The following is a 24,870-nucleotide window of genomic DNA, read 5'->3' as shown; positions in this document are numbered from 1 at the left end:
CCCAGGTGGGTGACGCGAGGATGGAGACATGACCGCAGAGGAGCAGCTCGCCGACAAGTTCGAGCGTCTGATCAAGGATCACATGCGGCGGGAGAAGCTATCCGCATTGAGCATGCGGGAGCTGGCGAGACGGATGACCGACGCCGGGTATCCGATCTCCCACGGGACGCTGACGGGTATCCGTAACGGCCGCTCGACCATTGATCAGCGGACTATGGAGTCGCTGTGCGCGTTCTTCGGTGTGCCGGAGTCCTACTTCTGGTTGCCGCGTCGTCAGGCGTTGCTACTCGGGCGCCTTGCCGACCTCGACGACGCCGACCTCGCCGCGGTGGATCAGCTGATCAGCGATCTGCACTCGCGGCGGACGGGCCGGGCGCAGCGATGAGGCGGCTGAGCCTGCCTGCCGCGCGGCGTCGTGCGAACGACGTCCTGCGGCGGGTGACGCTGCCGTCGCCGTGGTCGCTTGAAGACTTCATCGGCGGCGTCGCCGCGACGAGGGGCAGGCCGATCGTGGTCGAGCCGGCCACCATGAGTCACCACGCGGTCCGAGCCACCGCGCTCTGGGTCGCACAGCCCGAGCTCGATCTCATCGTCGTCGACGACACCGCCTCCGAGCTCTATCGCGAGAACGCGACGCTTCACGAGCTGGCGCACATGCTGCTGGGCCATGAGGGCCTCCCCGTCCCGCAGCAGGCGGGCGCACCTGTTCCGCCGGCCGAACCCACTCGCGTGCTGCATCGTCGGCATCACTCCGACCAGCGGGAGCTGGAGGCCGAGACCCTCGCCTACGCCATCTGGCGAGCCGCCGGACGCCGCCGGGCGCTCACCGCCGCGCACACCGGGTCGAACCGGTTGCTCACCAGTGCGTTCGAATTCCCGGGAAAGGCTCACCGATGAGGGACCTGGTCCAGCTCGCGGTCATCGCGGTGGTCCTGATCGCCGTCACCGCCAAGGCACTTCACCTCGGCCGTCCAGGAACCAACAAGCCTGCGGCGACCTTCATGCTCGCCTGCGCCGCCGTCCTCGCCTTCGGCCTCGTGCTCGAACTGCAGGCCGTCACCCCGCACCTCGACGCGGCACTGGGGGATCGCTGGTCCTACGCCCTGCGTCACACCGTCGCGATCAGCTGCGCCTTCCTGCTGCGCTCGGCGTTCCTGTGCTGGGTCTGGGAACCCGGCCCAGCGCGAGACCGGCGTCTGCGTATCCACACCGCGATCCTGGCGGGCGTCCTCACCCTGCGCTGGGTCCTGGCAGGCCTGGGAACCGACGCCGACGCCGCCGCCGCACTCCAGGACTCGGCATGGACCGCCGCGCCCTACTCGGCGGCCGCCGTGCTGCTCTATGTCGCCTACATGCTCTACAGCGCGGTCAGCGTCACCATCCTGGTCGGGATCTGGGCCCGCGACCCCGCCACCCGACCCTGGACCCGCCGAGGACTACGGCTCGTCGGCGTCGGCGTCGCAAGCATCGGTCTCTACCTGCTCCACCGCCTCACCTACCTGGCGCTGGCACTGTTCGACGCCGCACCCGCCTACGACCAGTACCTGATCGAATGGGCGCTCATCGCCCTCGGTGCGGTGTTCACCAGCCTGGGACTGGCCACACCCCTGGTCGCCACCACCGTCCCGACCGCCATCCGGCTCCTACGAGACCGCTCCGCCTACGGCCGACTGGCACCCCTGTGGGCCGCCCTCGTCACCGTCCGCCCCGACGTGATCATGAACCTTCGGCCGAGGTGGTGGCCCCCACAGCTGCACCAGATCTGGGACCGACTGTCCCTGGCCGGTCTCGATCAACGACTGCATCACCGCGTCATCGAATGCTGGGACATCATCGTCTTCCTGCACCCGCACCTCGACGCACGCATCCGAACACACGCCTACCACCAGGCCCTCACCGACGGACACGACCACGACACCGCCGACGCCCTCGCCCACACCGTCATGATCCGTACCGCACTCGAGCACTACCGCACCAACACCGCACCGATCCCCGTCGAACACCGCGCCCGCACCCTCGACACCCAGACCACCCTCGCCGCCAACGTCACCTGGTGGACCCGCATCAGCCGACACTGGACGACCGTCCGAGCCTGAGCTTGCGGACGAGACGCCCTCGACGCAGAGACGAAGGTTCTGGTCGACGGCCACCAGGGCTGCGCAGGGGGCATGCTCGTTCGACCGGATGCGGTGCCTTTCTGCCGTCGGGATCGATCACTACGCCATCATGTGTCCGAACATAGGGAGTGAGTGATTGGTCGTTGTCGGTAGTGGATTTGGTCTGACGATTTCTGTGGGCCTTCGGCCCTGTGCCGCCTGCACGGTGTTCACGGGCGGAGTTTCTCTGTGCTGCCTTCCCCTGGGCCATACGGTGCGCATCGCAGGTGCCGCTACCCACGTGTGATCACTGCTGCCATGTGGACGTATGCCTGCGCGTTGTGCTTGTCACGATGGTTACGCTCTCCGCGATCTTTCGACCGGGGCGCTGCACCTGCGGGGCACACGGTTGGCGACCCTCGAAGTCGTCGCGTGGCGACTCGAACACCGTGAACTTCGGTTGTCTGTCGGCCTCCTCCTAGGGCAGATGAAACCGGGTCGATCAGCGGACTGGATGGCATCACCCTCGGTTGCGAACCCTCCCAGGGCAGATGAAGACCTGACCACCCGCGCGCGGGGATCACGCTCGGGAGCGTGTTGCGAACCCTCCTAGGGCAGATGAAGACGACCGCTGAGGCGCCTCGGTCATCTCATGGAGTTGCGAACCCTCCTAGGGCAGATGAAGACCTCTCGGACACCCGCGCCCGCGCCTGCGGGATGGCTTGTTGCGAACCCTCCTAGGGCAGATGAAGACCTGGGTCCGTGCCGCCTCTGAACCACTCAGCTCTGGTTGCGAACCCTCCTAGGGCAGATGAAGACGTCGGCGCGGATGTCACGCGGCGCACGGGTCGTCATGTTGCGAACCCTCCTAGGGCAGATGAAGACGATCTCCCCGCACCGCTGCCCCCAGGCCGGGCGGGTGTTGCGAACCCTCCTAGGGCAGATGAAGACCCCTGCACGGTCGCCAGGGACTGGACCGAGAACCCGGGTTGCGAACCCTCCTAGGGCAGATGAAGACGCGTGCGGCTACCGCACCGCCACGCCGTCCGCCAGGGGTTGCGAACCCTCCTAGGGCAGATGAAGACCGCGGCGCTCCTGACGCGCCCGCCAACGCTCCACGTTGCGAACCCTCCTAGGGCAGATGAAGACAGGGCGATTCCAGCGGGCAGGCCATCCAGGCCGGAGGTTGCGAACCCTCCTAGGGCAGATGAAGACACCACAGCGAGGCTGCGCGCCGAGGTGCGGCTTGCCCGTTGCGAACCCTCCTAGGGCAGATGAAGACCCCTGCTCCTCGGCCTGACTGGTCCGGGTGGCGGGTTGCGAACCCTCCTAGGGCAGATGAAGACATGAGTACCGCGCCCGCTTCTCCGGCTGACCGGCTCTGTTGCGAACCCTCCTAGGGCAGATGAAGACCGGTCGCCTGGCCGGCGCGATCGACGGCCTCTACCTGTTGCGAACCCTCCTAGGGCAGATGAAGACCCGAGAGTAAAGCCGCAGGTCACCGGCGTTCCCAGTCGGGGTTTTTGTGGTGTTTTCGCAGAGGACCGGAGGTTTGACGTCCGGCCCGGGGGTTCCGCTGAAATGCGGGGGTCAGAGGATGTCGTGTGGTTGGTCGTCGGGGCCGCCCCAGGATTGGCGTCTGGGGTCGGTTCCGGGTGGGAACGTGTAGACGAGGATGTGGTCGTAGGCGCGGTCGATGCGTTGTTCGAGTTCGGTGCGGAGTCGGAGCATCTGGGCTGGGCTGAGTTCTCCCTCGAAGACGCTGCGTTGTTGGTGTCGCAGGTATTTTCGGCAGGTGCGGAGGACTGCGGCGTTGCGTTCGGTGGCGGTGTCGTAGACCAGGATGGTGTACATGGTCACCACCAGACGCGGAACGGCGTGTAGGTGCTGCCTTCGAGGCAGGTGCGGGTGAGTGCGAGGGCGTCGAGGTAGATGAGTTCGTCGTAGGAGACGTTGCGGCCGAGGGTTCGGTGTTTGACGGTCTCGGCGAGGTCGTCGCGCACGGTCTGCACGATCAGTTTCCGGCCGGATTCGCTGAGCATGGCCTGGTTGGTGTTGATGTCGAAGTGTTGTGGTTTGAGCTGGCGGCGGTTGGCCAGGCGGATCAGGATGCGTTCGGCGAAGAGGGGCTTGAAGACCTCCGCTAGGTCGAGGGCGAGGGAATGCCGGTGGCGTTGCATGGTGGCGTGGAGGAAGGCGATGCCGGTGTGCAGCGGCGTGAGGCGTAGTGCGCTGAGGATACGGGCGTAGAGGATTCCGTTGATGTAGCTGATGACGGCGTTGCCCGCGTTACGGGGTGGGCGGCGGCTGCGGCCGTCGAGTTGGAGCCAGTCGGGCAGTCGGGTGTCGAGGACTTCCCAGGCGCTTCGTCGGAAGTTGCCTTCGGCGGCCATGAGTTGTTCCCGGGTGGTGGCCTCGGCGATGGATTCCTTGAGGACGCCGTAGGAGCGGGTGAGCAGTTTCCTGTCGATGACCCAGCGGATGTTGAAGGCGGCGTTGTCGATGAGGGCTCGGGCGATGGGCAGGGCGTGTTCGTCGTCGGAGGCCAGCCGCATCTGGTTGAGGGCGACGGTTCCCGAGACGGCGGTCTCGGCGGGCAGGAACGATCCGGCGTAGTCGCCGTAGTAGCCGAGGATGTGGATCTGGATGCGGTGCTTGTTGAGCAGGCTCATCATGGAGGTGTTGAGGTCGACCTCGGCGGCGGCGATGATGTCGCGCACGTCCTCGATGGGCAGGAACGTGGGCGGGTGGCCGTCGCGTTCGACGCGGATGCTGTCGTCTTGGCGACGCAGGCGGCAGGGCGTGGTCAGCCAGTAGGTTCGAGAGGTCGCGGGCATCACTGACTCCAGCAGTAGTCGAGGTAGCTGCACCCTCGGCAGCTGGTCCGGCCGAGCCTGGGCGGGGATTCCGCATGGGCGACGATGTCGAGGACCCGATCGATGTCCTCGGTGGCTTTCTGGTGTTCGTCGTCGGTGTAAGGGAAGCGTTCGGTCTTGCGCGGGTTGCGGTAGTGCAGTACGGCGCCCTGCACGTCGACGCCGATGCGGACGAGCTGATGGCAGTAGTGGCGGGCTTGTGCGTGGTCGGCTTCCCTGCGCTTCGCGGAATGCTTGATCTCGTGGACCCACAGCTGGTTGTCGAGGTGGTCCAGGGTGGCGGCGCCGAGGTCGACGGGGCTGAAGCGGGAGTAGGACAGCTCATGGACGGCGGTGCCGAGCTGCACGGCGTCGTTGAGGTGTTCGGGGCGGAATCCGCGGGCGTACAGCCAGAGTTGACGTGGGCAGTGGTACAGGTACTTGACGTGGACGCCGCCCACATCGTCGGCGGTGATCACAGGATCTCTCCGGGTTGGTAGCGCTGGTCTTCGAGGATGCCCTTGAGTCCGAGTTCGGGATCGTAGTCGCCGTTGATGACGGTGACACCGAGGCGGCCGGCGTACTTGCTGCGGGACCGCAGGTGGTCGGGCAGCGGGATAAGGAATCGCGAGGCCAGCAGGCGGCCTTCGCCGGTCTTGCCTCGGCGTCGTTCGGCTCGGTACGCCGGGAGATCCTCGGCGAGGACGGCCTCGGTGCCGTCGAAGGTCGCGTAGAAGTCCTCCTTGAGGTGATCCCGGCTGTCGAAGGGGCTGGTGAAGTCGAGGAAGCCACTGGCGAAGCGGTGCTGCGCTCGTCGGACCTGCTGTTCCCAGTCGCGTCCCCAGTCGGAGTCGTAGACGGCGTCGAGCCAGTGTTGAGCGTGGATCTCGTCGATGCACTCTCCGTCGTGCGGGACGAGGTGTTGCCAGGCCAATCGCGTGGGCTGCTCGGCGTAGACGCCGTCGGCCCAGAGTTCGTCGGCGCTGCTGCCGCGGCGGCGTGCGCGTCGGGTGCGGTAGTCCGGCGCACAGATCCAGACGGGCGCCGGTTCTCGCTCACCGCGGCGGTTGACGCGGCCGAAGCGCTGCAGCAGGGCCTCCAGCGTGGCTCCGGAGGTGTGCAGGCCGTCGAAGTCGACATCCAGGCTGACTTCGACGACCTGGGTCGCCACGAGGAGACCTCGGCGTTGCGGCGTGCCCGCGCCGAAGCATCGGAGAATCCGTTCTTCGATCGCGGCGCGGTGATCGTTGCGAAAGCGCGCGTGCAGCAGCATCGCCGGGTCGCCCTGTTCGTGGGCGATGGGGCCGAGTCGCTGATAGAGCTCGAGGGCGTCGGCGACGTTGTTGGTGACCACCAGCGTCGCCCGCCCGGCACGCAGGTCTTCGGTGATGCGGGCGATGGAGGCCTCGGAGGTGAGGTGGTCCTGACTGATCCGCAGGCGGTGACGCAAGGGTCGGTCGTCGGCGGTGAATCCGTCGACGGTGGTCAGGGTGTCGCCGATGGTGTCGTGCAGGATCGTGCGGAATCGCCGGGGCAGGGTGGCGCTGAGAATGCCCACCCGGCCGCCCAGTCGGTGGACCCAGAGGCCGATCATCGCCAGGATCATCCCGAGCCGGTCGGGCTCGTAGGCGTGAAGTTCGTCGAAGACGAAGACGCTGTTGGCGGTGTCCAGCAGTGTCGATGACTCCGAGGCGCCGAGGAACGCCGCACGCAGCAGCTGATAGGGCGTGGTGACGCGGAGCTGCTCCCGATGATCCTTACTGGCCTGGACGTGCTCCAGTGCGGTGGCGGCATCCTCCAGTAGCAGTTCCTCGCCCGGGTCGGGCCGATCGGTGGTGCGGGCGGTGGTGAGCTCGTGCAGGTGGAAGGTGCCCGCCTTGGAGTGCACGACTCCGACGTCGGCGAGGCGATCGCCGTCGCGGAGCCGACGGACCATCGCGCTGATCGAGGCCAGGAACGGCAGGAGGTAGAACACCCGAGGGTGGCCTCCGGTGTCCGCGGCGATCTCCTGCCAGGCCCGCTCCGCCCACATCAGCCCGGCCTCGGTCTTCCCGCTGCCGGTGGGAGCCACCAGGAGCAGGTGCCACACCGTCACGGCGGTGACCTGATGCTCGGCCAGGTAGTGTCCGGCGGCGGCGAGCCGGGTGGCGACTCGGCCGCCGTAGCCAGCCAGCGGCTCGGTGAGCAGCAGCTCGCCGTGACCCGAGGCGATGTGGTCGGCGAAGGTCACCGCACCCAGCAGCAGCACGTGGGCGAGTCCGTCGTCGTCGGCGGCGGTGGCGAAGCTGAGTGGGCGCCAGCGTTTCGCGAGCCGCTGCAGCAGGTCGAGGGTCGCCGCGCGAACGTCGTCCCGGGTGGCCGTCTCCACCCGCGAGGTGTCGACCGCCAGTCCGTGGCGCGTCGCGTGATCGGCGTACCAGCGAAGCAGTCGACGTAGGGTGTCCTCGTCCTCGGCGACCGTGAACGTCTGACCCAGCGCCTGCTCGTCGTCGGTGAGGTTGATCGGCAGGATCGCCCAGTCGACGGGCCTCTCCCCGGTCCGATCGAACAGCGGCCGGTGATGGGTGACCACCGCTGCCGCGATCCGGTCTCGCTCGGCGGAGTCCGGGACGAGCAGCCCCACAAAGCCCAGCGACAGGACCTCGTGACGCTGTCCCCACGGCACGCCCTGGTGTACCAGGCACTGGAATCCGCAGTCGCACTTCCCACAGTCGTGGAGCAGCCCGGCCAACTCGGCGGCAGGCCACCACGTCTCCGGCAGCGCGCGGAGCCGGCCGACGCGCCGCCGGATCAGCGGGACGGCGGCACGGGTGTACTCGCTGTGGGTGGTGAGCCGCTCGCCGCCGGCTGCGGGATCGTGTTCGTCGGGGCTCTTGGCCCACAGGTGGTCGAGGTCGTCGGTCACGATCGCGCCTCCACCAGCGCCGGGTGGAACGCGGGCAGCAGGGCGACGCCCTGACCGGTGTCGGTGGACCAGCCGACCGGGAGCCGGTTGCCCGGTGGAGACGAGTGTTCGGTGGTCAGGGGGTCGGCATAGCGGTAGTCGTCCCAGCGGGTGTGACTGCGGTCCTCCCTGACCGCCGTGGTCAGCCGCAGGCGCGTTCCGCTGGCCTCAGGATGGTCGAGGATCACCGCGCGTCGCTGCTCACCGCGAGCCTCGTCCAGGTCGACACGACGGGTTCGCACCGACGCGAGGTCCTGGCTGCGCCCCAGGTGCAACGGCCACACGGGCCGCCGCAGTCGGGCTGCCCAGAGGTCGAGATCCTCGAGCAGCCACAGCGTCAGGGCGGTCCCCCAGAGGTAGTCTCGGTCCTTGGGATCCGGCGTGGTCTTCTCTCCGACCTCGGCCAGGGGATGGAAGGTCTCCAGGTCCTTGCCCGCCGCCTCGACGTGGAAGGCCATGGCGAACCGGGTGTGCTGCGGGACGCGGGCCCAGCTGCCCGACGCAGCGGCGAGCAGGCCCCCGACGGTGGACGGCGGTGGACACGGCAGACCGACCTGCATGTTGGGGTACAGCGGGTTACGGAAGGAGGCGACCGGCGCAGCGACGGTCACCTCCAGCGCCGGGATGCTCACGAGGGATCCTCGAACCAGCTGTCGTGGTCTCCGCTGGTCAGCGAGTCGGCAAGGTCGCGCAGGATCACCCGAGGATGACCGAAGACCACTTGGCCGTCGGCGATCAGCTCCCCGAGAGCACTACGGGCCTGCGCACGCTGATCGGGCAGATAGCCGGGCGCCCAGCCGATGAGCACCGGGCCGTCGAGCTCGTCGGCCCAGGCCGCCATCTCCTCCTTCAGCACCTCGACGTCGACCACCGTGGCCCCGAGATCGTGGCCGATCAACCGGGTGAAGGGATTATTCCCGCCCTTGACCGGGGCGAGCACGACCAGCGCCGGAGACCGTTCCCCATAGTGCAGCGACTGCTTGGCCCCGCCCCGCAGCTCCGCCAGCGTCCGCCACAGCACCGCCGCCCGCCTGCGCCGCTCCGCGATGGGCAGCCGTAGCGCCGTGCCGAACCGGAAGTCGACCTCCTCGATGCCGCCTGCGCGAACCTCCTCGACGACCTCCTCGGCGAGATCCGGCCGGTTGCCCTTGCCGTTGAGTTGGAAGGTTCCGATGCGCGGCAGGTCCAGCAGGAGCGGGCTGGACAGGTCACCGGTGTAGTGCTCGTGCTCATGGATCACCGGATCGGCACCGACCTCGAAGCCCCGGCTCATCGTGCCGAAATCCTGCGTGATCTGTCGTGGTGCCACCGACATCGCGGTGCCCACCGCCAGCACGGTGTCCCGGTTGAACGACTTCTTCTCCACCGCGACCATGTAGCCGAACAGGTCATCGTCCAGGTACAGATCCCCCCGACCCACGGTGTAGGCCTGCTGCTTCTTCCCCTTGCCCGAGCGCACCACCGGAGCGCGCTCCTCGCTCGCCGGGAGCGAGTCCCGCCACCAGCGACGCAGCGCCTGCGCGGAGACATACGGGTAGGTCTTCATCCCGACGCGGGTCGACTTGACCTTCGCGACGTTGTCCTCGCCTCGGCCGTTGTTCGGCGCCCCTGCCTTGATCTCCAGAATCAGTGTTCCCACCAGGTACGTCACTGCTCGTCCTCCTTGTCGGTGACGTCCTCGTCGAGGGCGTCCTTGATCTCTTGCGTGTCTTCGGCATCAGGTTGGTGACCAAGGCGCTGCAGTTCGGCCAGCACGGCCGTGAACAGCAGGTTCCGGAACAGCCACGCCTCGTCGCCGTACTTGAACAACCAGTGCAATTGGCTGGGTGAGATGAACGGGCGACTGGTATCGGCGATGCTGGTCAGCGCCGGATTCGCGTGTTCCAGGAGCCAGTCCACGGTGCAGCGGTTCAGCCAGCGGCGGAGGTCGCGTGACTTGCGGTGAGCCACCACGAGGGTATTCACCTTCTTCCTTGTCACGGTCATCAAGGCGGCAGCTCGGTTTCCAACTTCGACGATCTCTTGGAGCTGTTGCTCGTTCACTTGCTGAACCTCTCTCACGAATGACTGGAGCAACGCCACGAGTCCGGTGACCTCATCGGCGAGTTCCGACCCTCGGGAGTCGGCCGTTCGCGTCGAGATGTATCGAGCCACTTGCCCGGCAATCCGATGTGGCTCATGGACCAGCAGCCCGGCGAGGGCCGATGGCCCGGCGAACCGCTCAGAGTGACAGGCCCGCTCCAACGCCGACCATGCCGACTTCCGCTCCGGCTGCCGGGCGGTGGACCGCAACCAGGTCGCCAGCGGCAGACTGATCCGATACTCGCTGAACTCCTGCTCTTGGTTGCCGTTGGCGAACACGATCAGCGACACGTCCGCCGTCACCGGATGCGAGTACCGGCGGAGCCGTTCCAACGCCAGCTGCTCACGGGCATAGGCCGTCTTCGCAGGCTTCTCCGTGGACATGCTCGCGATCCGTCGACGCGTGTCGATCACTTGACCTCGGACTGCCGGGCCGAGGAAGGCCTCATCCCAGCTGTGCAGGATCGCCGCCCGCCCGCTGTGGAAATGGCAGGCATAAGGGAGGGCATAGAAGCTGGCCAAGCACCCCCGACACAGCGCCAACCCGGGGTGACCGGGCACCGTGGTGTTGCGGTACTTCACCGACATCGCCAGCGGGACGTCGACCTTCCCGAAGAACCCGCACGCCGCTCGACCACACAACACGCAGTCCGCATCGGGCCAGGAAGCAGGGCCGCGTGGTGCCCGCCATTGTTCGACCGCCTCAACCCGTTTGTCGGCCGGTAGTTTCCGGATTGCCGCGATGTTCATCTTGCAGTTCGGCCACAACCCATAGCTGGCCGCCAGCAGGAACGCACCCGGCTGTTTGGCATCCAGACGTCGGGTCGCCGCAGCGGCATCGTCGGTCATCAAGGTCCAGGCCGCGCCGAACTCCTCCTCACCGACCTCGTGCGGATGGTCTCTCCGGGCCAACGCCGCCAAGGCGAACGCGCCGGCCCGCTGCATCGGATGCGCGGTCAACTCCACGAGGCCCCCGGCGGTCGCAGCCGTCGAGATGCTCATGACGCCACTGACCCGAACCCGGCGAGATTCGCGACACCCAGCCCCCAGGACGACACCGCCCGCAGCGTCTCCGGCGCCCCGGCCAGCGTCACCCCGACTTCCGCACCGACCTTCTTGCCGTCACCCACCGCGAACGACCGCTTCGGACCGACCCGCCATACCTCCGTCAACCCCACCTCGGGATCCAGCCCCAACGACTCCGCCTTCCGTCGCAGATTCCGCAGGAAGAACACCTCCCACTCCGCCTCACCCGGCAACAACCACCGCTGCGCCCGCACCCGACCTCCCGCGTCGTCCCCCGCAGGCGGGCCCTTCACCACCACCGGCGTCACCGACGCCATCCGCGCCGTACCGGCGGAGAACTCCGGCGGCTCCACCGCCGTCACGCCCGACACCCGAAGGGCCGTCCCGCCCCAGTCCAGAACCCGGGCCTGCGACAATCCCGCAGTCAACGCCTCGACGACCTCAGGAATCGGGCTGGAGAACTCCACGACGCCAGGCCCGCCGGTCACGTAGCGGCCACGATCGCGACGCCGAGCAGCACCGGAGAATCGCGGTGCGCTGTGCCCCACCGGCACCATCCGATAGGGCCCCCAACCCGACTCGTGCAGTCGGGCCCCGAGCTCGGGCGCGAACTCGGAAAGGATCTCGTAGACGATCCCTCGCCCCGGCCGCAGCACATCCCGCCACGGGATCTCCCGAGCCGCCGTGGTCACCTCCACCCGCAGCCGCATGACACCTCCAGAACTCTGTTCACGGTGAACTAATAGCACAGCATCGGCGGCACCTTTAATGCTCAGATTTCGGTGCGGGAGAACCCGAAGACGACAGCCCTTCGTAGTGCAAGACCACACCACTGGGAACGACTCGGCATCAGCGGAACGGCACGCGACATCAGATACCAGAAAGGGGTGACACCGATCCTTCCGGTGTCACCCCGAAACCCCTACCACCAGGGGCGATGAGTACGCCTGCCGCAACACGAACAAGCATGAAAGGAGCCGCGTTGCTACCCCGAACGCGGGACGATGACCAGCCTGTGCAGGCAGGGGCAGCGTAGCCGACTCCGGTCCTGAACCTCGGCCGCCACCGGGATTCGAGCCGCCGATCATGCTGGCAAATCCCTCTGAGTTTCACCCATACAGCCCAACGATTCGGCGCCCGAGGGCCTCCGGCTGCATCGCTCACTTCAGCGGACCTACGCCTGGCGATGCATCGACAGAGGTTCGCTGAAACTACGGCTGAAAGGGACTAGCTTCCGAATACGGCGGGAAGCGGTGCGGCTGTAAACGTTCTAGCTCAGCCGCTCCGCCCACGTGAGTAGGGAACTTGACGGACGAAGGCACGTGGAGCGGCAAGCCCCGCGAGATGAGGGGCCGAGGCCGCGCCTGATAGAGAGGGTCTGAGACATCACTCGGGCTGGGGGCTGGTTCACCGCGCAGAAGGCAGGAGCCAGCCGACGCAACCGCGGAGCGCTCCAAGCAGCGCGTGCCGAAGTACGGGCGACGTAGCGGCCTGTCATGGGCGACTCGCGCTGGGTGCAGTTGTCTCCAGGCGGCTGCCGGTGGGGTGCCCTGCGGATGCTGTTTCAGCAGCGCGACTTCGACGATGGGTAGTACTGACCGCCGTTGGGTGGCGGTGTACACCGCTTCGCGGCCGACAGACATGCAGAACGCGGGGTGAACTGATCAGGTTCGTCTCGTGTGCCGGGGCGGCTCACTTCAGCACGATTGAGGCGCTCGGGTCCAAGCCGTAACATCCGTCCTGAAGAGCAACTGACCCGAGTGGGTTGTGCTGGACGTCACGAGGACCGAGCCGGTGGTCGTGACTCGGCGCGGGCGAGTACGCCCAGGTCTGGCTCGACGGCCAGCAGAGCAGTCCGGACGAGCAAGGGATGCCGTTATGCGCGTCGTGAAGAGGTCCCCACTGACGGAGAGGGGGCTGTTCACTAGCCGATGACCATCATCACCGAGACCCACTCATCTTCAGCGAACCCCCGGGCCTCCACGTCAAACCGGAGGATATCTGAAGAATCAGCCTCCAAAGCGTCGGTGACAGAGGTGCTGACCTGCGACTTTACTCTCGGGTCCTCATAGTCCCTACGAGGGTTCGCAACGCGAGGGCGGTCGCGATGGACAGGGCGGTGTAGGTGTCCTCATAGTCCCTACGAGGGTTCGCAACGCCCGAGGGCCGTCACCGTCACCGTCGCCGCGTCGGGTCCTCATAGTCCCTACGAGGGTTCGCAACTCCCGGCCCAGCCGACCGGCCCGTCCCGTCCGTCCGGGTCCTCATAGTCCCTACGAGGGTTCGCAACACGCGCACTCGGGGCAGGCATGCCCGCGCGCTCCCGGTCCTCATAGTCCCTACGAGGGTTCGCAACATGATCGACGAGACCGAGCCGGGGCAGGTGACCCCCGGTCCTCATAGTCCCTACGAGGGTTCGCAACTCGAGGGTCGGCACGTCGGGCCTGGACACCCGCGAAGTCCTCATAGTCCCTACGAGGGTTCGCAACCGAGAACGGCAGCCTGAACCGGCCCAGGAAGGTCCCGTCCTCATAGTCCCTACGAGGGTTCGCAACGGGTGCGCGCGGTCGAACGCCGCGAGGGCGTCCCGTGGGTCCGCATAGTCCCTACGAGGGTTCGCAACGCGTTGATCTGGCCGAGGCCTTGGCCCAGGACCGGGTCCTCATAGCCCCTACGAGGGTTCGCAACATCGCCGCGGTCCTGTGGTGGCGCGTCGAACGGGAGTCCTCATAGTCCCTACGAGGGTTCGCAATGAGGCCGGTGGTCGGAGGCCGCCGCCGAGGCGATCGGGTCCGCATAGTCCCTACGAGAGTTCGCAACGTGGAGACCGCCGAACTCCTACAGCAGCGGCTGCGGTCTTCATAGTCCCTACGAGGCTTCGCAACGGGCGGCCAGGATTCCAACGCTGTCCCTCTCCCCGCGTCGTCATAGCCCCTACGAGGGCCGATACAACGGTGAGAATTGCCAGGGGAGGAGATCCTCGTCGGAGAAGAGGGCGTGGTAGACACGGACGTTTTCGGGGTCGGTGAAGTCGAGGGTCATCTCCAGAGGTTGTTCGAGTTCCTGACGGGTGGGCAGGGTGATCTGGTGTGTGGTGAGGATGTCGAGCATGGCGGCTTCGATGGGGTGTAGGTCGGGCTCGGCGGGATAGAGGAGCCGATGCCACTCGTTGTGGGCGGTCCGGGCCAGGACGCCGAAGCGTCCGACCATCGACAACTCCAGCACCCAGCTGGAGGTGACGGGGGTGTCGTCGGTGATCTTGTATCCGAAGGCGACGTAGAAGTTGGGGTCGGTGAACTCGTGAAGTTGCAGACCGAGTTCGCCCAGGTCGTTGATCACGGGATCGTAGGGGCGTTGCTTGAGTTGGGTGTCGATGAAGAAGGAGACGGGTCGGGTGAGGTCGCCGCCGTAGGCCTGTCGGATCAGGGCCGTGAGGTCCTGTGTCACGGGGTCCCCTTGTGGTCTCGGGTGAAGGGCGGTCCGCACGGGTGGCCGTGGAGGCGCCCTCGGTGGTCGAGGTGTGCACGCACGCGGCTCTGGTATCTGCCGGTGTGGTCGACTCCGACGGGGCGGCCGAAGTCGTACTCCCGGATGTGAGACCTGGCGATATCGAGTGCTGTGCCACGATGCCACGCCGCGTAACACAGGCGGTCCGCTTCTTCCCGGTCGAAGAAGCACGATGAGCCCGAGGTGGTCCGTCTGCGTTGTGCGTGCTCGTGCGTACCGAGTACGTGGCGGTTCTGCTTCTGATCGCTGATCCCGGTGGGCGTGGTCGGCCGACCGCCAGTGGGTGGCGTAGGCGACGTCGCGGGAAGAGCCTGTTGCGGTGGCAGGGGTTCGTTGACGGATGCGTTCGTCATCAACCCCAGCACCTGGTTCACGTACTCGTCGATATGGTTTCCGACAGCTCCCCAGTGTCCTGCGGTGCGACGGAGGGAGTCGCGGGCACGAGTGAGCCCGTCTCGCGCTTGCCTGAGCAGCGGATTCCGTGACTCCTGCGCGAGGATCGCGACGTGCTGAAGAACCCCGTCGATACGGTCGGCCTCGGCCAAGACCTCCGCGATGGGAAGGTCTGCCTGCACCATGAACAGCTCGGTGGCGAGCGCTTCTACGGACATCATAGAACTTTCATATACTCGTGCAGTGCACGGTGGCAGTCCTGAATGTCCTGCGCACTCCTGTCGACATCACGGCGGGCCGCTGCACTGCGACGGTAAGCCTGATCAGCGGACACTGCCGCGCTCGACGCGAGAACACGTTGCAGTGTTGAGTCCGCGGTCGATGCCGCATACGTCAGCCGGTTGGCGGGGAAGGCATCCAATATCTCCATCAATCCTGCTAAGTCGTTGCGTAACTCGACGACGGACATGTCTCTCCTTGAATCGACTCGTCCAGGAAAAGCCTAGACCACGGCTCTGTGTTCTTCATTGGGGCCGGTGACATGCAGCGCGTCGACGTAGGCGATCGATGCGGCTCACGGCCGTGCACAACACGGATCGCTGAGGCATCAAGGCACGTAGCCCAGCGGCGAGCGTGCTTCCCGTCGCCTGATGCGCCGCCGCATTCCCGTTCGCCGGCGACCGCACATCCAGTCGCGTGCTGCATCTCGATTTCGTGGTCCTCTCATCGATGTCGAACCGGCATCGTGCGTGCCAGGGATCGGGTTTGAGGAGCGGCTGTCCTCCGATACCCGGTACGGGTGACGACCCGTTGATCATCGGGAACCGAATGCGCAGGTCAGCTCGGGTGACGCCGCGTCAGCGCCGTGGTCCCGTAGCGCCGACGCTCTGGTCGATCTTGATCGGGCCGGTTTAGCTCGGTTCGGTGCCGGATGCAGAGGTGGAGGAGTGCTTCCTACCTCCAGCTGAGGGCATCGAATTCGATGCTGAACCCGTGTCGGGTTCAGGGCAAGGGACTCGCTGATCTTTGGAGTTGGTGATGACGCTCTCGCAGCGATTCGCAGGACGTGAGGTTCTGCGATGCCCCAGGCATGAGCCCACGCGGCTGATGCGTGAGATGCGACTGACGGTCCGGTGTGTGCTCGGCGGCCGTGTTCGGCGGGACGGGTCTCGGTCACCTGACTTCTGACGCCTGCCATCGTCGCGGGTCTGCTCGCGGCTTGCTGCGCGGTGACGACGGCGAGCCGTCGACAGGTTTCCCGACACCGCGCACTGGCGTGCGTCCACGAACGCGCTGGACTCCGGCTTTGCGCTGATCGGTTGGTTACCGAGCTCAGTGCGACGGCGGCCTGTCCCACCCGGCTGATCACCGCGATGGCGGTCGGATCGCCGGCCGTACCGCTTGACATGCCCTCTATGGCCACGGCCGCGGTGCCGACCTCATCCGGTTGGCGGCGGCCTGCCCCGCGAAGACCCGTGGCGGGGCCGGACCGGCCCCGATGCCTCCGGCCCCGCCACGTCCCAATCTCTGCTCGTTCATCAGGGAGCCGTGACGAATGACTTCTTCTCGACAACACCTCCTGCTCGACGTGGGTCGGATGCCGAATGTCGCCCCAGGCAGCAACCCGGTGGCACCTGGTCGGCTGGTTCTGGGCGACGGTGTGGACGCGGTGACGATGCCCTCGGGCGTGGCGGCGCAGGTTGACGCCTTCCTCACCGTGCGTCTCATGCGAGCACCGATTCTGGGCGTTGACGGCGATGTCGAATGGACGCTGCTCACGGGCCCCCGTATGCCACTACGCCCTTCCATTCAGGAAGAGCTGGCGCTCGTGGGCATCCGTTTCGCACCGGTGGGAACTCTGTTCACCGTGACCGACTCGTGTGTCGGGCGGGAAGGACCGCGGTGGTGGGACGGCGCCGCCGTTGTCGCCGGGTCGCTTCCTCCGCAGAGCGTCGTGGTCGCCGCCTGCCGGTCGGTCGCCGGTGCTCGACGGGGTGGTGGCCGTGTTCGCTGAGGCCTACATGTTGCGTCCGCCTCGACATGCGGTGCTCGTCGCCTCCGGCGGATTGGACTCCACCGTGTTGGCGTACTGGCTGGTCGCCTGCAACTCCGAGGTGACGATGCTGTCCTTCGACTACGGCCAGCGCCACCGCATCGAGCTGCGCCATGCCGCAGGGATCGCCGACCTGCTCGCCGTCGAGCACCAGGTGGTCGACCTGACCAGTCTGGCGTCTCTGTTGAGTGGGTCGGCGTTGACCGATGAGGCCGTCACTGTTCCCGACGGGCACTACACCGAGGAGTCCATGAAGGCTACGGTCGTGCCGAACCGGAACGCGATCATGCTCGCCGTCGCGGTCGGCCTGGCGGTGGTGCGGCAGGCGGATGCGGTGGCCTTCGGCGCACATGCCGGGGACCACACGGTCTACCCGGACTGCCGACCGGCCTTCGTCGAGCGCTTCACCGAGGCAGCTCGTCGTGGTAACGAAGGATTCCTCCCGGAGAACTTCACCGTCCTGGCCCCGTTCCTGTCCCAGAGCAAGACCGACATCGTCAAGCTCGGTGCCGCGCTGGGTGTCCCCTTCGGGAAGACCTGGTCGTGTTATCGCGGGGCGACGGTCCACTGCGGGACGTGCGGAACCTGTGTCGAGCGTGCCGAGGCGTTCGCGTTCGCAGGCGTCGCCGACCCGACCTGCTATGCGGCAGGACGGTGCGAGGAATGAACCAACCACTGAACACCAGCGCGAACGGGCTTGGGCGGGGCCGTCGTTCTCCTGATCGCGATCCGCGTGTGTGGGATTGCGGACCGGTGACACGCGATGCAGGGATCGTTCCTGCCGCCCAAGCGATTCCCACGGTAGCGCATCACGACGAGCCACCGCAGACGATCGCCCCGCATTCCTTGATGCCGATGCTGACCGAGACGCGGCTCCGACGAGCCCTGCGGCAGTGCGGTCGGCGAACCTCCGCACCAGGGGCCGATGAGATGACCTGGGCCGAACTGCGTCGCCGCTCCCGCGAGCTGGTGCCGGAGCTGGCCGAACAGCTTCGGGAGGGAACGTGGCAGCCGGACGTCGTGCGTTCGGCGGGGATCACCACCTTCGCAGGCAAGCGGCTGGCTGCGGTGATCCCGACGGTGCGGGATCGGGTGGTGCACCGAGCGCTGCGTAATGCCCTGGAACCGATTCTGGAGAACCGGGTCTTCGTGGACTGGGCCTCCGGGTTCCGGCCGGGTCGTAGTCGTATCACGGCCGTGCGGCAGGCGGCCGTGCACATGGCCGCGGGGCGCCTATGGGTCGCCGATCTTGACGTGGCGACCGCTTCGGAGGGCGCCACCGTCGACGAGGTCGTCGACTGGGTCGCCGAGCATGTGCATGACGGCACGTTCCTGGCCCGGCTGCGCACGGCGCTCACCGGGTTGCCGCAGCCCCTGACACCGGGTTCGGGGCTGTCGCCACTGCTGCTGACGCTGCGCCTGTCCCGAGTGGATCGAGAACTTCACGGTCTCTCGGTGGTGCGGTTCGCCGACGACTACTGCGCCTTCGCACACACCCGCGAGTCCGCCGACGCGGCGTTCGCCGTGATCCGCAACGCGCTGCGCCGTCACGGTCTGAGTCCGAACACGGCCAAGAGCCGAGTCCGTGCCCGGGGCCACGCCAACCCTGAAGACCTCTTCCTGATCGGAGGCTGACCTGACATGGATCTGGAATGGATCACTGTTCGCGGGGGCGTGAGCAGATTCGGCGACCGCGCCCGTCGTGTTCGCATCCCCACCCTTCGCTGGACCCGCACCCCCATCACCTACGCCCAGCTCGACCGCATTCCGCCCTGCGGATCGCGGCACCACCCGGTGACCGACCTCGATCACGACGACGCCGTCGCTGTCGCCGCAACACTGGGCGGACGACTGCCGCGCTCGGCCGAGTGGGAGTGGATGGCGGCCGGTGCCGAACGGCGGCAGTGGCCGTGGGGCGATCAACCATGGAACCCGACCTTGGCGAACCTGCGGGACGCCGGTCACGCCTACACGGTCCCGGTCGATGCCCACTCCGATGGTGCGACGCCCGAGGGAATCCTCGATGTCGCCGGCAACGTCTGGGAATGGACCGCCACCCCGACCATGGGAGCGGGGGCAGTCATTCGGGGCGGGTCCTACGCCTCGTCGCCGTTGTACGCCCGGTGCACCTTCCTCAACGCCGCCCCGACCGATCTCCGGTCGCCGGGGATCGGCCTTCGGGTGGTGATTGCGCCATGACCACGCTGCTGGCGCCCTCGGCGACCAACAGGCGACTGACCGCCGCCGGAGGCCTGATCATCGTGGGCTGCTCCCGCCGGAAGCTCGACACCACGGACCCTGTTCCCGCGCTGAGGCTCTACCAGGGTGGATGTGTTCCCCAGCTGCGGGAACACCTCGCCGAGCGCCCCGACCTGCGGGCGCGGGTCCGCATTCTGTCCGCCGAACACGGCCTGCTCCACCCCGACCAGCCGATCACTCCCTACGACCATCGGATCACCAGCACGCTGGCCGCACGCCGACTAGGTCGCAGAGTCGGGCCGCAACTGGACACCGAACTCGCCGCCGACTCGCCGATCACCGACATCCTGACCATCGTCGAACCCCTCTACCTCGTCGCCCTGACCAGACTCTTCGATCACCTCGACCGCATCCGGCTGACCTGCCTGCCCGACCCGCGCGGCTGGGCGGCCGCCGAAGCCGTCCTCGACGACTGGGGATGGCGATGACGACCCTGCGTACCGAACTGATCCACCGCAGCAACGCCTACACCCCCAACACCGCGGGCTTCGAGGCCATCGCCGGAATCGGATGGCACCAGCCCACCCAGCCGGACTGCCGCCTCTCCGCCGCCCGCACCGTCTCGGTGGTGATCCCGGCTCACCAGGTCGGTCACAGCCTCAGCGCCGTCCTAGACGCGCTGGCGGGCCAGCACCACCCGCATCCCATCGAGGTGATCGTCGTCGACGACGCCTCCACCGACGACACCACGACCATCGCCGCCGCGCACCCGGTCGTCACCCGCGCCGTGCGGCTGCCACGTCGTCATGGCGCCGGAACCGCACGCACCCTCGGCACGCATCTCGCCACGGGGGAGACAGTGCTCTTCCTCGACGGCGACATCGTGCTGCCCCCGCACGTCGTCACCGACGTCGCCGCCCGCGCCACCGACACCGCCGTACTGGTGGGCTTCCGCCACAACCTGCCCTATTCGACACACCAGGACGGCCGACATCTTCCCGGGGAGTCGCCCGCGCTGGCAGCCGATCACCGCGTCACATGGCGACCACCTGTCGGGGTCACCCTGCCCTACTCAGGACTGATCCTCGCCGAATCGCTCGATGGCAGGCCCCTGGATCACACCCGTGACCTGCTCGACCTCGGCCACGGAGCCCGCTACCACGACTGGGACCTGCCCCGCATGGTCGTCACCGCCGTACTCGCCGTCCCGCGAGTCGCCGTCTTGGACGTCGGAGGATTCGAACCGTCTTTCGACCGGCTCGGCTGGGGCATGGAGGACACCTACCTCGGCGCGTGCCTGATCGCCGCGGGCCTTCTCGTCATCCCGCTCCGCCAGGCAGTCGGCTATCACCTCGACCCTCCCGACGCCGCCGCCCAATGGCACCGCAAGCTCGCCGCCTGGCCCGCCACCCTCGCCCACTATCGCGCGCTGCTCGACCAACCTGCGCCACGAGGTCGCACCGACCAGGTTCGGCACACCATGACCACCCTGCTCGACACCTGCGAGGATCTCCGATGAACCCACCCGGCGCTGGAAATCGAACAGTCGCCGCAGGCACGCGGGCAGGCATCGCCGTCGTGCACGACCCGCTGACCGGCCTCACTCACAGGGCCTTTCACCCACTACAGCCCGGTCGCGTCCGGCTCGACGACGCCCAGATCAACGCCTGGCCGACCATCGCTGCCCACCAACTCCGTGGCCGACTGCCGGTCAGTGTGTGCTGGTCCCCACTGACCCGCTGCAACCTCTCCTGCCCGTACTGCCTCGACGACACCCGCGTCGCAGACGTCTTTCCCGCCGCGCGCCTGCGCATCGCCGAGATCCTCGGCGGCTCCGGCGTTCTGGGCGTCGACGTCTCCGGAGGCGAACCACTGCTGCTACGCGACCTGACGGCGCTGCTCGACCGACTCTCACCGAGCACGGCGGTCAGTGTCACCACCAACGGCTGGCACCTCGCTCGCCGAGCCGTCGAGCTCGCAGGCAAGGTCGACGCCGTCCGCGTCAGCCTGGACGGACCCGATTCGGCCCGCCACGACCGGTGGCGGGGAACCGGAAGCTTCGCGCGCGCAGTCCAAGGAATCAGCGTCGCACGGGATCACGGCATTCCGCTGCGGCTCCAGACCGTCCTCCTGCGCTCCAACCAGCACCATGCCCAGGCGATGGTCGACCTCGCCGCCGAACTCGGTACCAGCGGCGTCACCTTCCTCCAGATGCTCCCCATCGGGGAAGGCCGGCACCTGGCCGCGGACGAACAACTCTCCGACCAGCGAGCTCAGGACCTCATCGACACTCTCGACGTGCCCGCGGAAGTCACGGTTCGGCTGAGGACTCGCGCGGCGGCGGGGGGATTCACCGTGATCCGCGCCGACGGACATGTCTGGCGCAACGATCCCGACAGCACCGGCATCACCACACTGCACCCGCTGCGCAGCGCAGACGACCTGGCGCTGACCGGAGAGGACGGCTCCGCATGACCCTGCATCCCGACTTCAGGCGTGGCTCCGCCGCACCCACACCGACCGGCCGAGTGTTCGAGCACCGCCGCATCTGGACCCTCGACACCGACACACACGCCTACGCCTGCCGTCGGCTGGCCGCGGCGACCCGCGAACTCGGCCAGATCTCGACGGTCATCGGCATCGCTCACGGCGGCCTGTTCCCCTCTCGGATCATCGCCGACGCCCTCGGCCTGGCCGCGCATCGGATCACCGCTCGACACAACGCCACCGACGCCGCTTTTCTCCCGGCTACCGGCAACGTCGCCTGTGACATCAGCACCCTGCCCGCAGCGCTGCGAACACCGGACGGTCTGGCGGGCACCGTCCTGCTCGTCGACGACATCTGCGGCACCGGCGCCACCCTCGACGCCGTCACCACCGCACTCACGCCGTGGACGACACCGGGGACCCGCCTGCTCACCGCCACGCTGTGCCGCAACCTCGGCGCCACCCGGGTACCCGATCTGTACTGCTGGGACGTCGCCGACTGGGTCGCCTTCCCGTGGGAACCCGCCCCACCACACGACGCGCACCTGGAAGGGCTGTCGGGACCGGCCGAGGTGATCCTGCGTGGCTGACGACCACCGACCTCGCACCGTGGCCTTCGTCCTCGCCTCCTACACACCTGACGCCCCCGCCGGGATCGAACGCGCCACGGCCGCCCTGGCACAAGGACTGCGCGACCTCGGCCACCACGCCGTCATCGTGACCGCCGCCGCCCAACCTCACCAGCGCGACGACGTGATCCGCCTGACCACACCCCGCATCGCCTTTCCCTGCGACGACATGACGCTCCGCGCCGCGATCCACGCCGACAGCGACGCGATCGCCGGCGAGCTGGAGACCGTCTTCGACACCCACGACGTCGACATCACCGTCTACTGCGACGCCCTCTGGGGTCTGGGTCGCATCGCCGTCGGACATCGAGCCGTTCCGGTACTGGCGGCTCACGTCCTCGGCCACGATGAGGACCTGCAACCCGCCCTCGGCCGCGCCCGTCACGTGATCGCACCCTCCGCGGTCGTTCCCGACCAGGCCACCGCCCGAGGCCACGACACGACCCGGTGGCGGATCGTGCCCAACGCCCTGCTTCACGACCCTGCCCCCACCGCACCGGCCCGCCGTGCACAGCTGCGCACCAGGGGCCCGATCCGAGCGCTGGCCCGGCTCGGTGCCGAGAAGAACGTCGCCGCCCTGCTGACCGCTGGGCGCCTGATCACCCGACCCGTGGATGTGATCGTGGCCGACGCCGCCTTCGAGACCCGCGACGGAGCTCAAGACGACGAGCTCGCTCGCTGCCGATTCGCCGCCGCTCACCTCCGCATCGCCTCGTTCCGACGTGGCGGCCTGGCCTGGCACGACGTGCCTGCCTGGTTGGCCGAGGCCGCCGTCGTCATCGTGCCCTCGCTGCGGGAGAGCTTCGGCCTGGTCGCCCTGGAAGCCATGGCCGTCGGCACGCCAGTCGTCGCTTTCGCCGTCGACAACCTTCCACACCTCATCGGCTCAGGTCCGGGCGCCGGGGGAGTCGTGGTGCCTCCGACACTCGGCGAAGACGCGCTCTGGAAGGCTGCGCAGGACCTGATGGCGGACCGGCTACGCTACGTCGAAACAGCCAGGGCTGCGTACTACCGCTCGCGGGACTATCTGCCCACCACAGTCGCCCAGACTTTCCTGAAGGCGGTCGGTGAGTGATGCCTGCACAACTCTGTCCATTGCTGTTCGTAGACGGCCACAATCTCTTGTGGCGCGCGGCGTTCGGCTTCCCCGCGGTGATCTCCTCCCGCGACAAGACCCGCGACCTGACAGCCGAGTTCGGCTTCTTCGCCCTTCTCCGCGTCGCCGTCCGCGACGAACTCCCCACACCACCGGAGATCCTCGTCGTCTTCGACGGCCAACACGGCACCGAGCAACGCAAGGCCGCCGACCCGGCCTACAAGTCCGGCCGCGTCCTCGATGACGGCGCGCTACGGCCCCTGCGGGCGATCCCCCGTGTGCAGGAGGCCCTGGATCTGCTCGGCATCGCCTACATCGAGATCGACACGGTCGAAGCCGACGACGTCATCGCCACCCTGGTCGCACAAAGCGCTGAGACCGAGCCCGATCGGGAGACGTGGATCATGTCCAGCGACCGCGACTACCACCAGCTCCTCACCGACCGGATCGTCGCGCTGAACACCGCGCTCCGGCGCGGTCACCGCCGCATCGACGCCGCCGACGTACACGAGCGCTACGGCGTCACTCCCGACCAATGGCCCTGCTACCGTGCCCTGACCGGCGACCCGGCCGACGACATCCCCGGTGTTCCCGGCATCGGCGCCCACACCGCCGCCCGACTCCTCGCCGGCGGCGCGCGCCTCGAGGACCTGCCCGACACGTCGTTGCTGGGCAGCAGAAGACATCGAACGCTCCTCGAGCACTGGGACGACGTCCTGCGCTGGCGGGAGCTGATCCGACTGCGCACCGACGTCGTTCTTCCCCGCACACCCACCGGACACCCGAGCCGCGCTCTGCCCGCTCCGGCGGAAGTCATCGACAAGCTGGGGCTGTGGTGATCGCCCGCCCCGCCCCCGGCCCGCTGCTGACGGTCATGGCCCATCCCGACGACGCCGAACTCTGGGCAGGCGGGACCATCGCCCGCTACACCGCCCGCGGCATCCCCACGATCATCGCTGTCCCCGAACACCACGACCCGGTCCGTAACCGGGAAGCCGCCGCCGGCGCGGCGATCCTCGGCGCCACTCTCTACCAGTACGACGCCACCGCCCCCGACGCGCTGGCTGTTCTCCTACGCGGTACGAAACCCGAGATCGTCATCACCCACCCGTTGCGCGACATGCACGCCGACCACCGCCACCTCGCGGAGAAGCTCCTCGCCGCCGTGCCCGACGTCGTCATCGCCACCGGCCGACCCCACCGCGTCTACACCTGCGACACCTACAACAGCCTCACCCTCGACGGCCCCGTCCCCGCCCACACCACCCTCGACGTCACCGACACCCAACCCGTCAAGATGCGAGCACTGACCGCGCACCGCTCCCAACCCGTCGATACACACTTCGCCCGAATGGCCGCCACTCTCAGCCGCCTCTGGGGAGCCCGTATCGGCACCTCCTACGCGGAGAACTTCGTTCCCGTCCCCGTCCTGGGTCGGCTGCCTGCGGCAAGCGGGTTGTAGACCCGCGCCGGTGCGCGGAGATACCGGTGGCAACGCGCTTC

25 protein-coding genes and 2 CRISPR repeat arrays are annotated in these 24,870 nt (G+C 67.7%); of the genes, 14 read left to right on the top strand and 11 right to left on the bottom strand.

Translation table 11 applies throughout. The features are described 5' to 3' along the window. The first annotated feature begins 28 nt into the window (after positions 1-28). Genes AHOG_RS19970 through AHOG_RS19960 form a run of 3 tightly spaced genes read left to right on the top strand, consistent with a single transcriptional unit; the run spans position 29 to position 2,096 of the window. A complete protein-coding gene (locus tag AHOG_RS19970; RefSeq protein ID WP_093942702.1) occupies positions 29-385 on the top strand; it encodes a helix-turn-helix domain-containing protein in 357 nt (118 codons plus the stop codon). After that, positions 382-897, top strand: a complete 516-nt coding sequence (locus AHOG_RS19965) for an ImmA/IrrE family metallo-endopeptidase (RefSeq protein ID WP_093942701.1) — start codon at positions 382-384, stop codon at positions 895-897. The genes AHOG_RS19970 and AHOG_RS19965 overlap by 4 nt, the downstream gene beginning before the upstream one ends. Beyond that, positions 894-2,096: an MAB_1171c family putative transporter gene (locus AHOG_RS19960; protein WP_093942700.1), complete on the top strand. Its 1,203-nt coding sequence runs from the start codon at positions 894-896 to the stop codon at positions 2,094-2,096. Before AHOG_RS19965 ends, AHOG_RS19960 begins: the two co-directional genes overlap by 4 nt. 529 nt (positions 2,097-2,625) lie before the next feature. Beyond that, a CRISPR array of direct repeats spans positions 2,626-3,575; the repeat unit is 30 nt; unit sequence GTTGCGAACCCTCCTAGGGCAGATGAAGAC. A gap of 111 nt (positions 3,576-3,686) precedes the next feature. On the opposite strand, the gene cas2 is transcribed toward AHOG_RS19960, so the two are convergent. The 11 genes from cas2 to AHOG_RS28770 form a co-directional block, all read right to left on the bottom strand. Continuing rightward, complete coding sequence (gene cas2, locus AHOG_RS19955; RefSeq protein WP_093944637.1) at positions 3,687-3,950, bottom strand: CRISPR-associated endonuclease Cas2; 264 nt, start codon at positions 3,948-3,950, stop codon at positions 3,687-3,689. Between the two features lie 2 nt (positions 3,951-3,952). Continuing rightward, positions 3,953-4,933, bottom strand: a complete 981-nt coding sequence (cas1b, locus tag AHOG_RS19950; RefSeq protein ID WP_093942699.1) for a type I-B CRISPR-associated endonuclease Cas1b — start codon at positions 4,931-4,933, stop codon at positions 3,953-3,955. Then, positions 4,933-5,430 (bottom strand): CRISPR-associated protein Cas4, encoded by a 498-nt coding sequence (locus AHOG_RS19945; RefSeq protein WP_211290454.1) that lies wholly within the window; start codon positions 5,428-5,430, stop codon positions 4,933-4,935. The genes cas1b and AHOG_RS19945 overlap by 1 nt, the downstream gene beginning before the upstream one ends. Beyond that, the gene (locus AHOG_RS19940; RefSeq protein ID WP_093942698.1) at positions 5,427-7,856 is read right to left on the bottom strand and encodes a CRISPR-associated helicase/endonuclease Cas3; all 2,430 of its coding nucleotides are present in this window, start codon (positions 7,854-7,856) and stop codon (positions 5,427-5,429) included. Before AHOG_RS19940 ends, AHOG_RS19945 begins: the two co-directional genes overlap by 4 nt. Then, positions 7,853-8,527, bottom strand: coding sequence for a CRISPR-associated protein Cas5 (gene cas5 / locus AHOG_RS19935; protein WP_093942697.1), 675 nt, complete (start codon positions 8,525-8,527; stop codon positions 7,853-7,855). The genes AHOG_RS19940 and cas5 overlap by 4 nt, the downstream gene beginning before the upstream one ends. Further along, positions 8,524-9,546, bottom strand: a complete 1,023-nt coding sequence (gene cas7i, locus AHOG_RS19930; RefSeq protein WP_093942696.1) for a type I-B CRISPR-associated protein Cas7/Cst2/DevR — start codon at positions 9,544-9,546, stop codon at positions 8,524-8,526. The genes cas5 and cas7i overlap by 4 nt, the downstream gene beginning before the upstream one ends. Next, entirely contained in the window at positions 9,543-10,979 is a 1,437-nt protein-coding gene (locus tag AHOG_RS19925) for a hypothetical protein (RefSeq protein WP_157736938.1), read from the bottom strand. The genes cas7i and AHOG_RS19925 overlap by 4 nt, the downstream gene beginning before the upstream one ends. Continuing rightward, entirely contained in the window at positions 10,976-11,713 is a 738-nt protein-coding gene (locus AHOG_RS19920) for a CRISPR-associated endoribonuclease Cas6 (RefSeq protein WP_093942694.1), read from the bottom strand. Before AHOG_RS19920 ends, AHOG_RS19925 begins: the two co-directional genes overlap by 4 nt. A gap of 1,352 nt (positions 11,714-13,065) precedes the next feature. Then, a CRISPR array of direct repeats spans positions 13,066-13,888; the repeat unit is 30 nt; unit sequence GTCCTCATAGTCCCTACGAGGGTTCGCAAC. Positions 13,889-13,937: 49 nt separating this feature from the next. After that, the gene (locus AHOG_RS30580) at positions 13,938-14,450 is read right to left on the bottom strand and encodes a hypothetical protein (protein WP_425427558.1); all 513 of its coding nucleotides are present in this window, start codon (positions 14,448-14,450) and stop codon (positions 13,938-13,940) included. After that, on the bottom strand, positions 14,447-15,124 hold the full coding sequence (locus AHOG_RS19915) for a hypothetical protein (protein WP_093942693.1): 678 nt from the start codon (positions 15,122-15,124) through the stop codon (positions 14,447-14,449). Before AHOG_RS19915 ends, AHOG_RS30580 begins: the two co-directional genes overlap by 4 nt. Then, positions 15,121-15,372: a hypothetical protein gene (locus tag AHOG_RS28770; protein ID WP_157736937.1), complete on the bottom strand. Its 252-nt coding sequence runs from the start codon at positions 15,370-15,372 to the stop codon at positions 15,121-15,123. Before AHOG_RS28770 ends, AHOG_RS19915 begins: the two co-directional genes overlap by 4 nt. 1,128 nt (positions 15,373-16,500) lie before the next feature. Here AHOG_RS28770 and AHOG_RS29565 point away from each other — a divergent pair. From AHOG_RS29565 to AHOG_RS19865, 11 genes are all read left to right on the top strand, one after another. Continuing rightward, the gene (locus AHOG_RS29565) at positions 16,501-16,917 is read left to right on the top strand and encodes a hypothetical protein (protein ID WP_211290453.1); all 417 of its coding nucleotides are present in this window, start codon (positions 16,501-16,503) and stop codon (positions 16,915-16,917) included. Then, complete coding sequence (gene queC / locus AHOG_RS19910; protein ID WP_311770181.1) at positions 16,907-17,623, top strand: 7-cyano-7-deazaguanine synthase QueC; 717 nt, start codon at positions 16,907-16,909, stop codon at positions 17,621-17,623. Before AHOG_RS29565 ends, queC begins: the two co-directional genes overlap by 11 nt. A 263-nt stretch (positions 17,624-17,886) precedes the next feature. Beyond that, positions 17,887-18,591 carry a reverse transcriptase domain-containing protein gene (locus tag AHOG_RS19905; protein ID WP_245856341.1) on the top strand — a complete coding sequence of 235 codons (705 nt, stop codon included), beginning with the start codon at positions 17,887-17,889 and terminating at the stop codon, positions 18,589-18,591. A gap of 6 nt (positions 18,592-18,597) precedes the next feature. Then, positions 18,598-19,155 carry a formylglycine-generating enzyme family protein gene (locus tag AHOG_RS19900; protein ID WP_093942691.1) on the top strand — a complete coding sequence of 186 codons (558 nt, stop codon included), beginning with the start codon at positions 18,598-18,600 and terminating at the stop codon, positions 19,153-19,155. Then, positions 19,152-19,643, top strand: a complete 492-nt coding sequence (locus tag AHOG_RS19895) for a DUF6884 domain-containing protein (RefSeq protein ID WP_093942690.1) — start codon at positions 19,152-19,154, stop codon at positions 19,641-19,643. The genes AHOG_RS19900 and AHOG_RS19895 overlap by 4 nt, the downstream gene beginning before the upstream one ends. After that, positions 19,640-20,674, top strand: a complete 1,035-nt coding sequence (locus AHOG_RS19890; RefSeq protein WP_245856340.1) for a glycosyltransferase family 2 protein — start codon at positions 19,640-19,642, stop codon at positions 20,672-20,674. The genes AHOG_RS19895 and AHOG_RS19890 overlap by 4 nt, the downstream gene beginning before the upstream one ends. Beyond that, the gene (locus AHOG_RS19885) at positions 20,671-21,630 is read left to right on the top strand and encodes a radical SAM protein (RefSeq protein WP_093942688.1); all 960 of its coding nucleotides are present in this window, start codon (positions 20,671-20,673) and stop codon (positions 21,628-21,630) included. Before AHOG_RS19890 ends, AHOG_RS19885 begins: the two co-directional genes overlap by 4 nt. Beyond that, complete coding sequence (locus AHOG_RS19880; protein ID WP_093942687.1) at positions 21,627-22,232, top strand: phosphoribosyltransferase; 606 nt, start codon at positions 21,627-21,629, stop codon at positions 22,230-22,232. Before AHOG_RS19885 ends, AHOG_RS19880 begins: the two co-directional genes overlap by 4 nt. Then, positions 22,225-23,346 carry a glycosyltransferase family 4 protein gene (locus AHOG_RS19875; RefSeq protein ID WP_093942686.1) on the top strand — a complete coding sequence of 374 codons (1,122 nt, stop codon included), beginning with the start codon at positions 22,225-22,227 and terminating at the stop codon, positions 23,344-23,346. The genes AHOG_RS19880 and AHOG_RS19875 overlap by 8 nt, the downstream gene beginning before the upstream one ends. Beyond that, entirely contained in the window at positions 23,346-24,206 is an 861-nt protein-coding gene (locus AHOG_RS19870) for a 5'-3' exonuclease (protein ID WP_184451020.1), read from the top strand. Before AHOG_RS19875 ends, AHOG_RS19870 begins: the two co-directional genes overlap by 1 nt. A gap of 35 nt (positions 24,207-24,241) precedes the next feature. Then, complete coding sequence (locus AHOG_RS19865; RefSeq protein WP_093944634.1) at positions 24,242-24,829, top strand: PIG-L deacetylase family protein; 588 nt, start codon at positions 24,242-24,244, stop codon at positions 24,827-24,829. The last annotated feature ends 41 nt before the right edge of the window (positions 24,830-24,870 follow it).

It is taken from the genome of Actinoalloteichus hoggarensis, from assembly GCF_002234535.1.
Lineage (GTDB): Bacteria > Actinomycetota > Actinomycetes > Mycobacteriales > Pseudonocardiaceae > Actinoalloteichus_A > Actinoalloteichus_A hoggarensis.
This window is presented reverse-complemented; position numbering and strand designations above follow the sequence as displayed.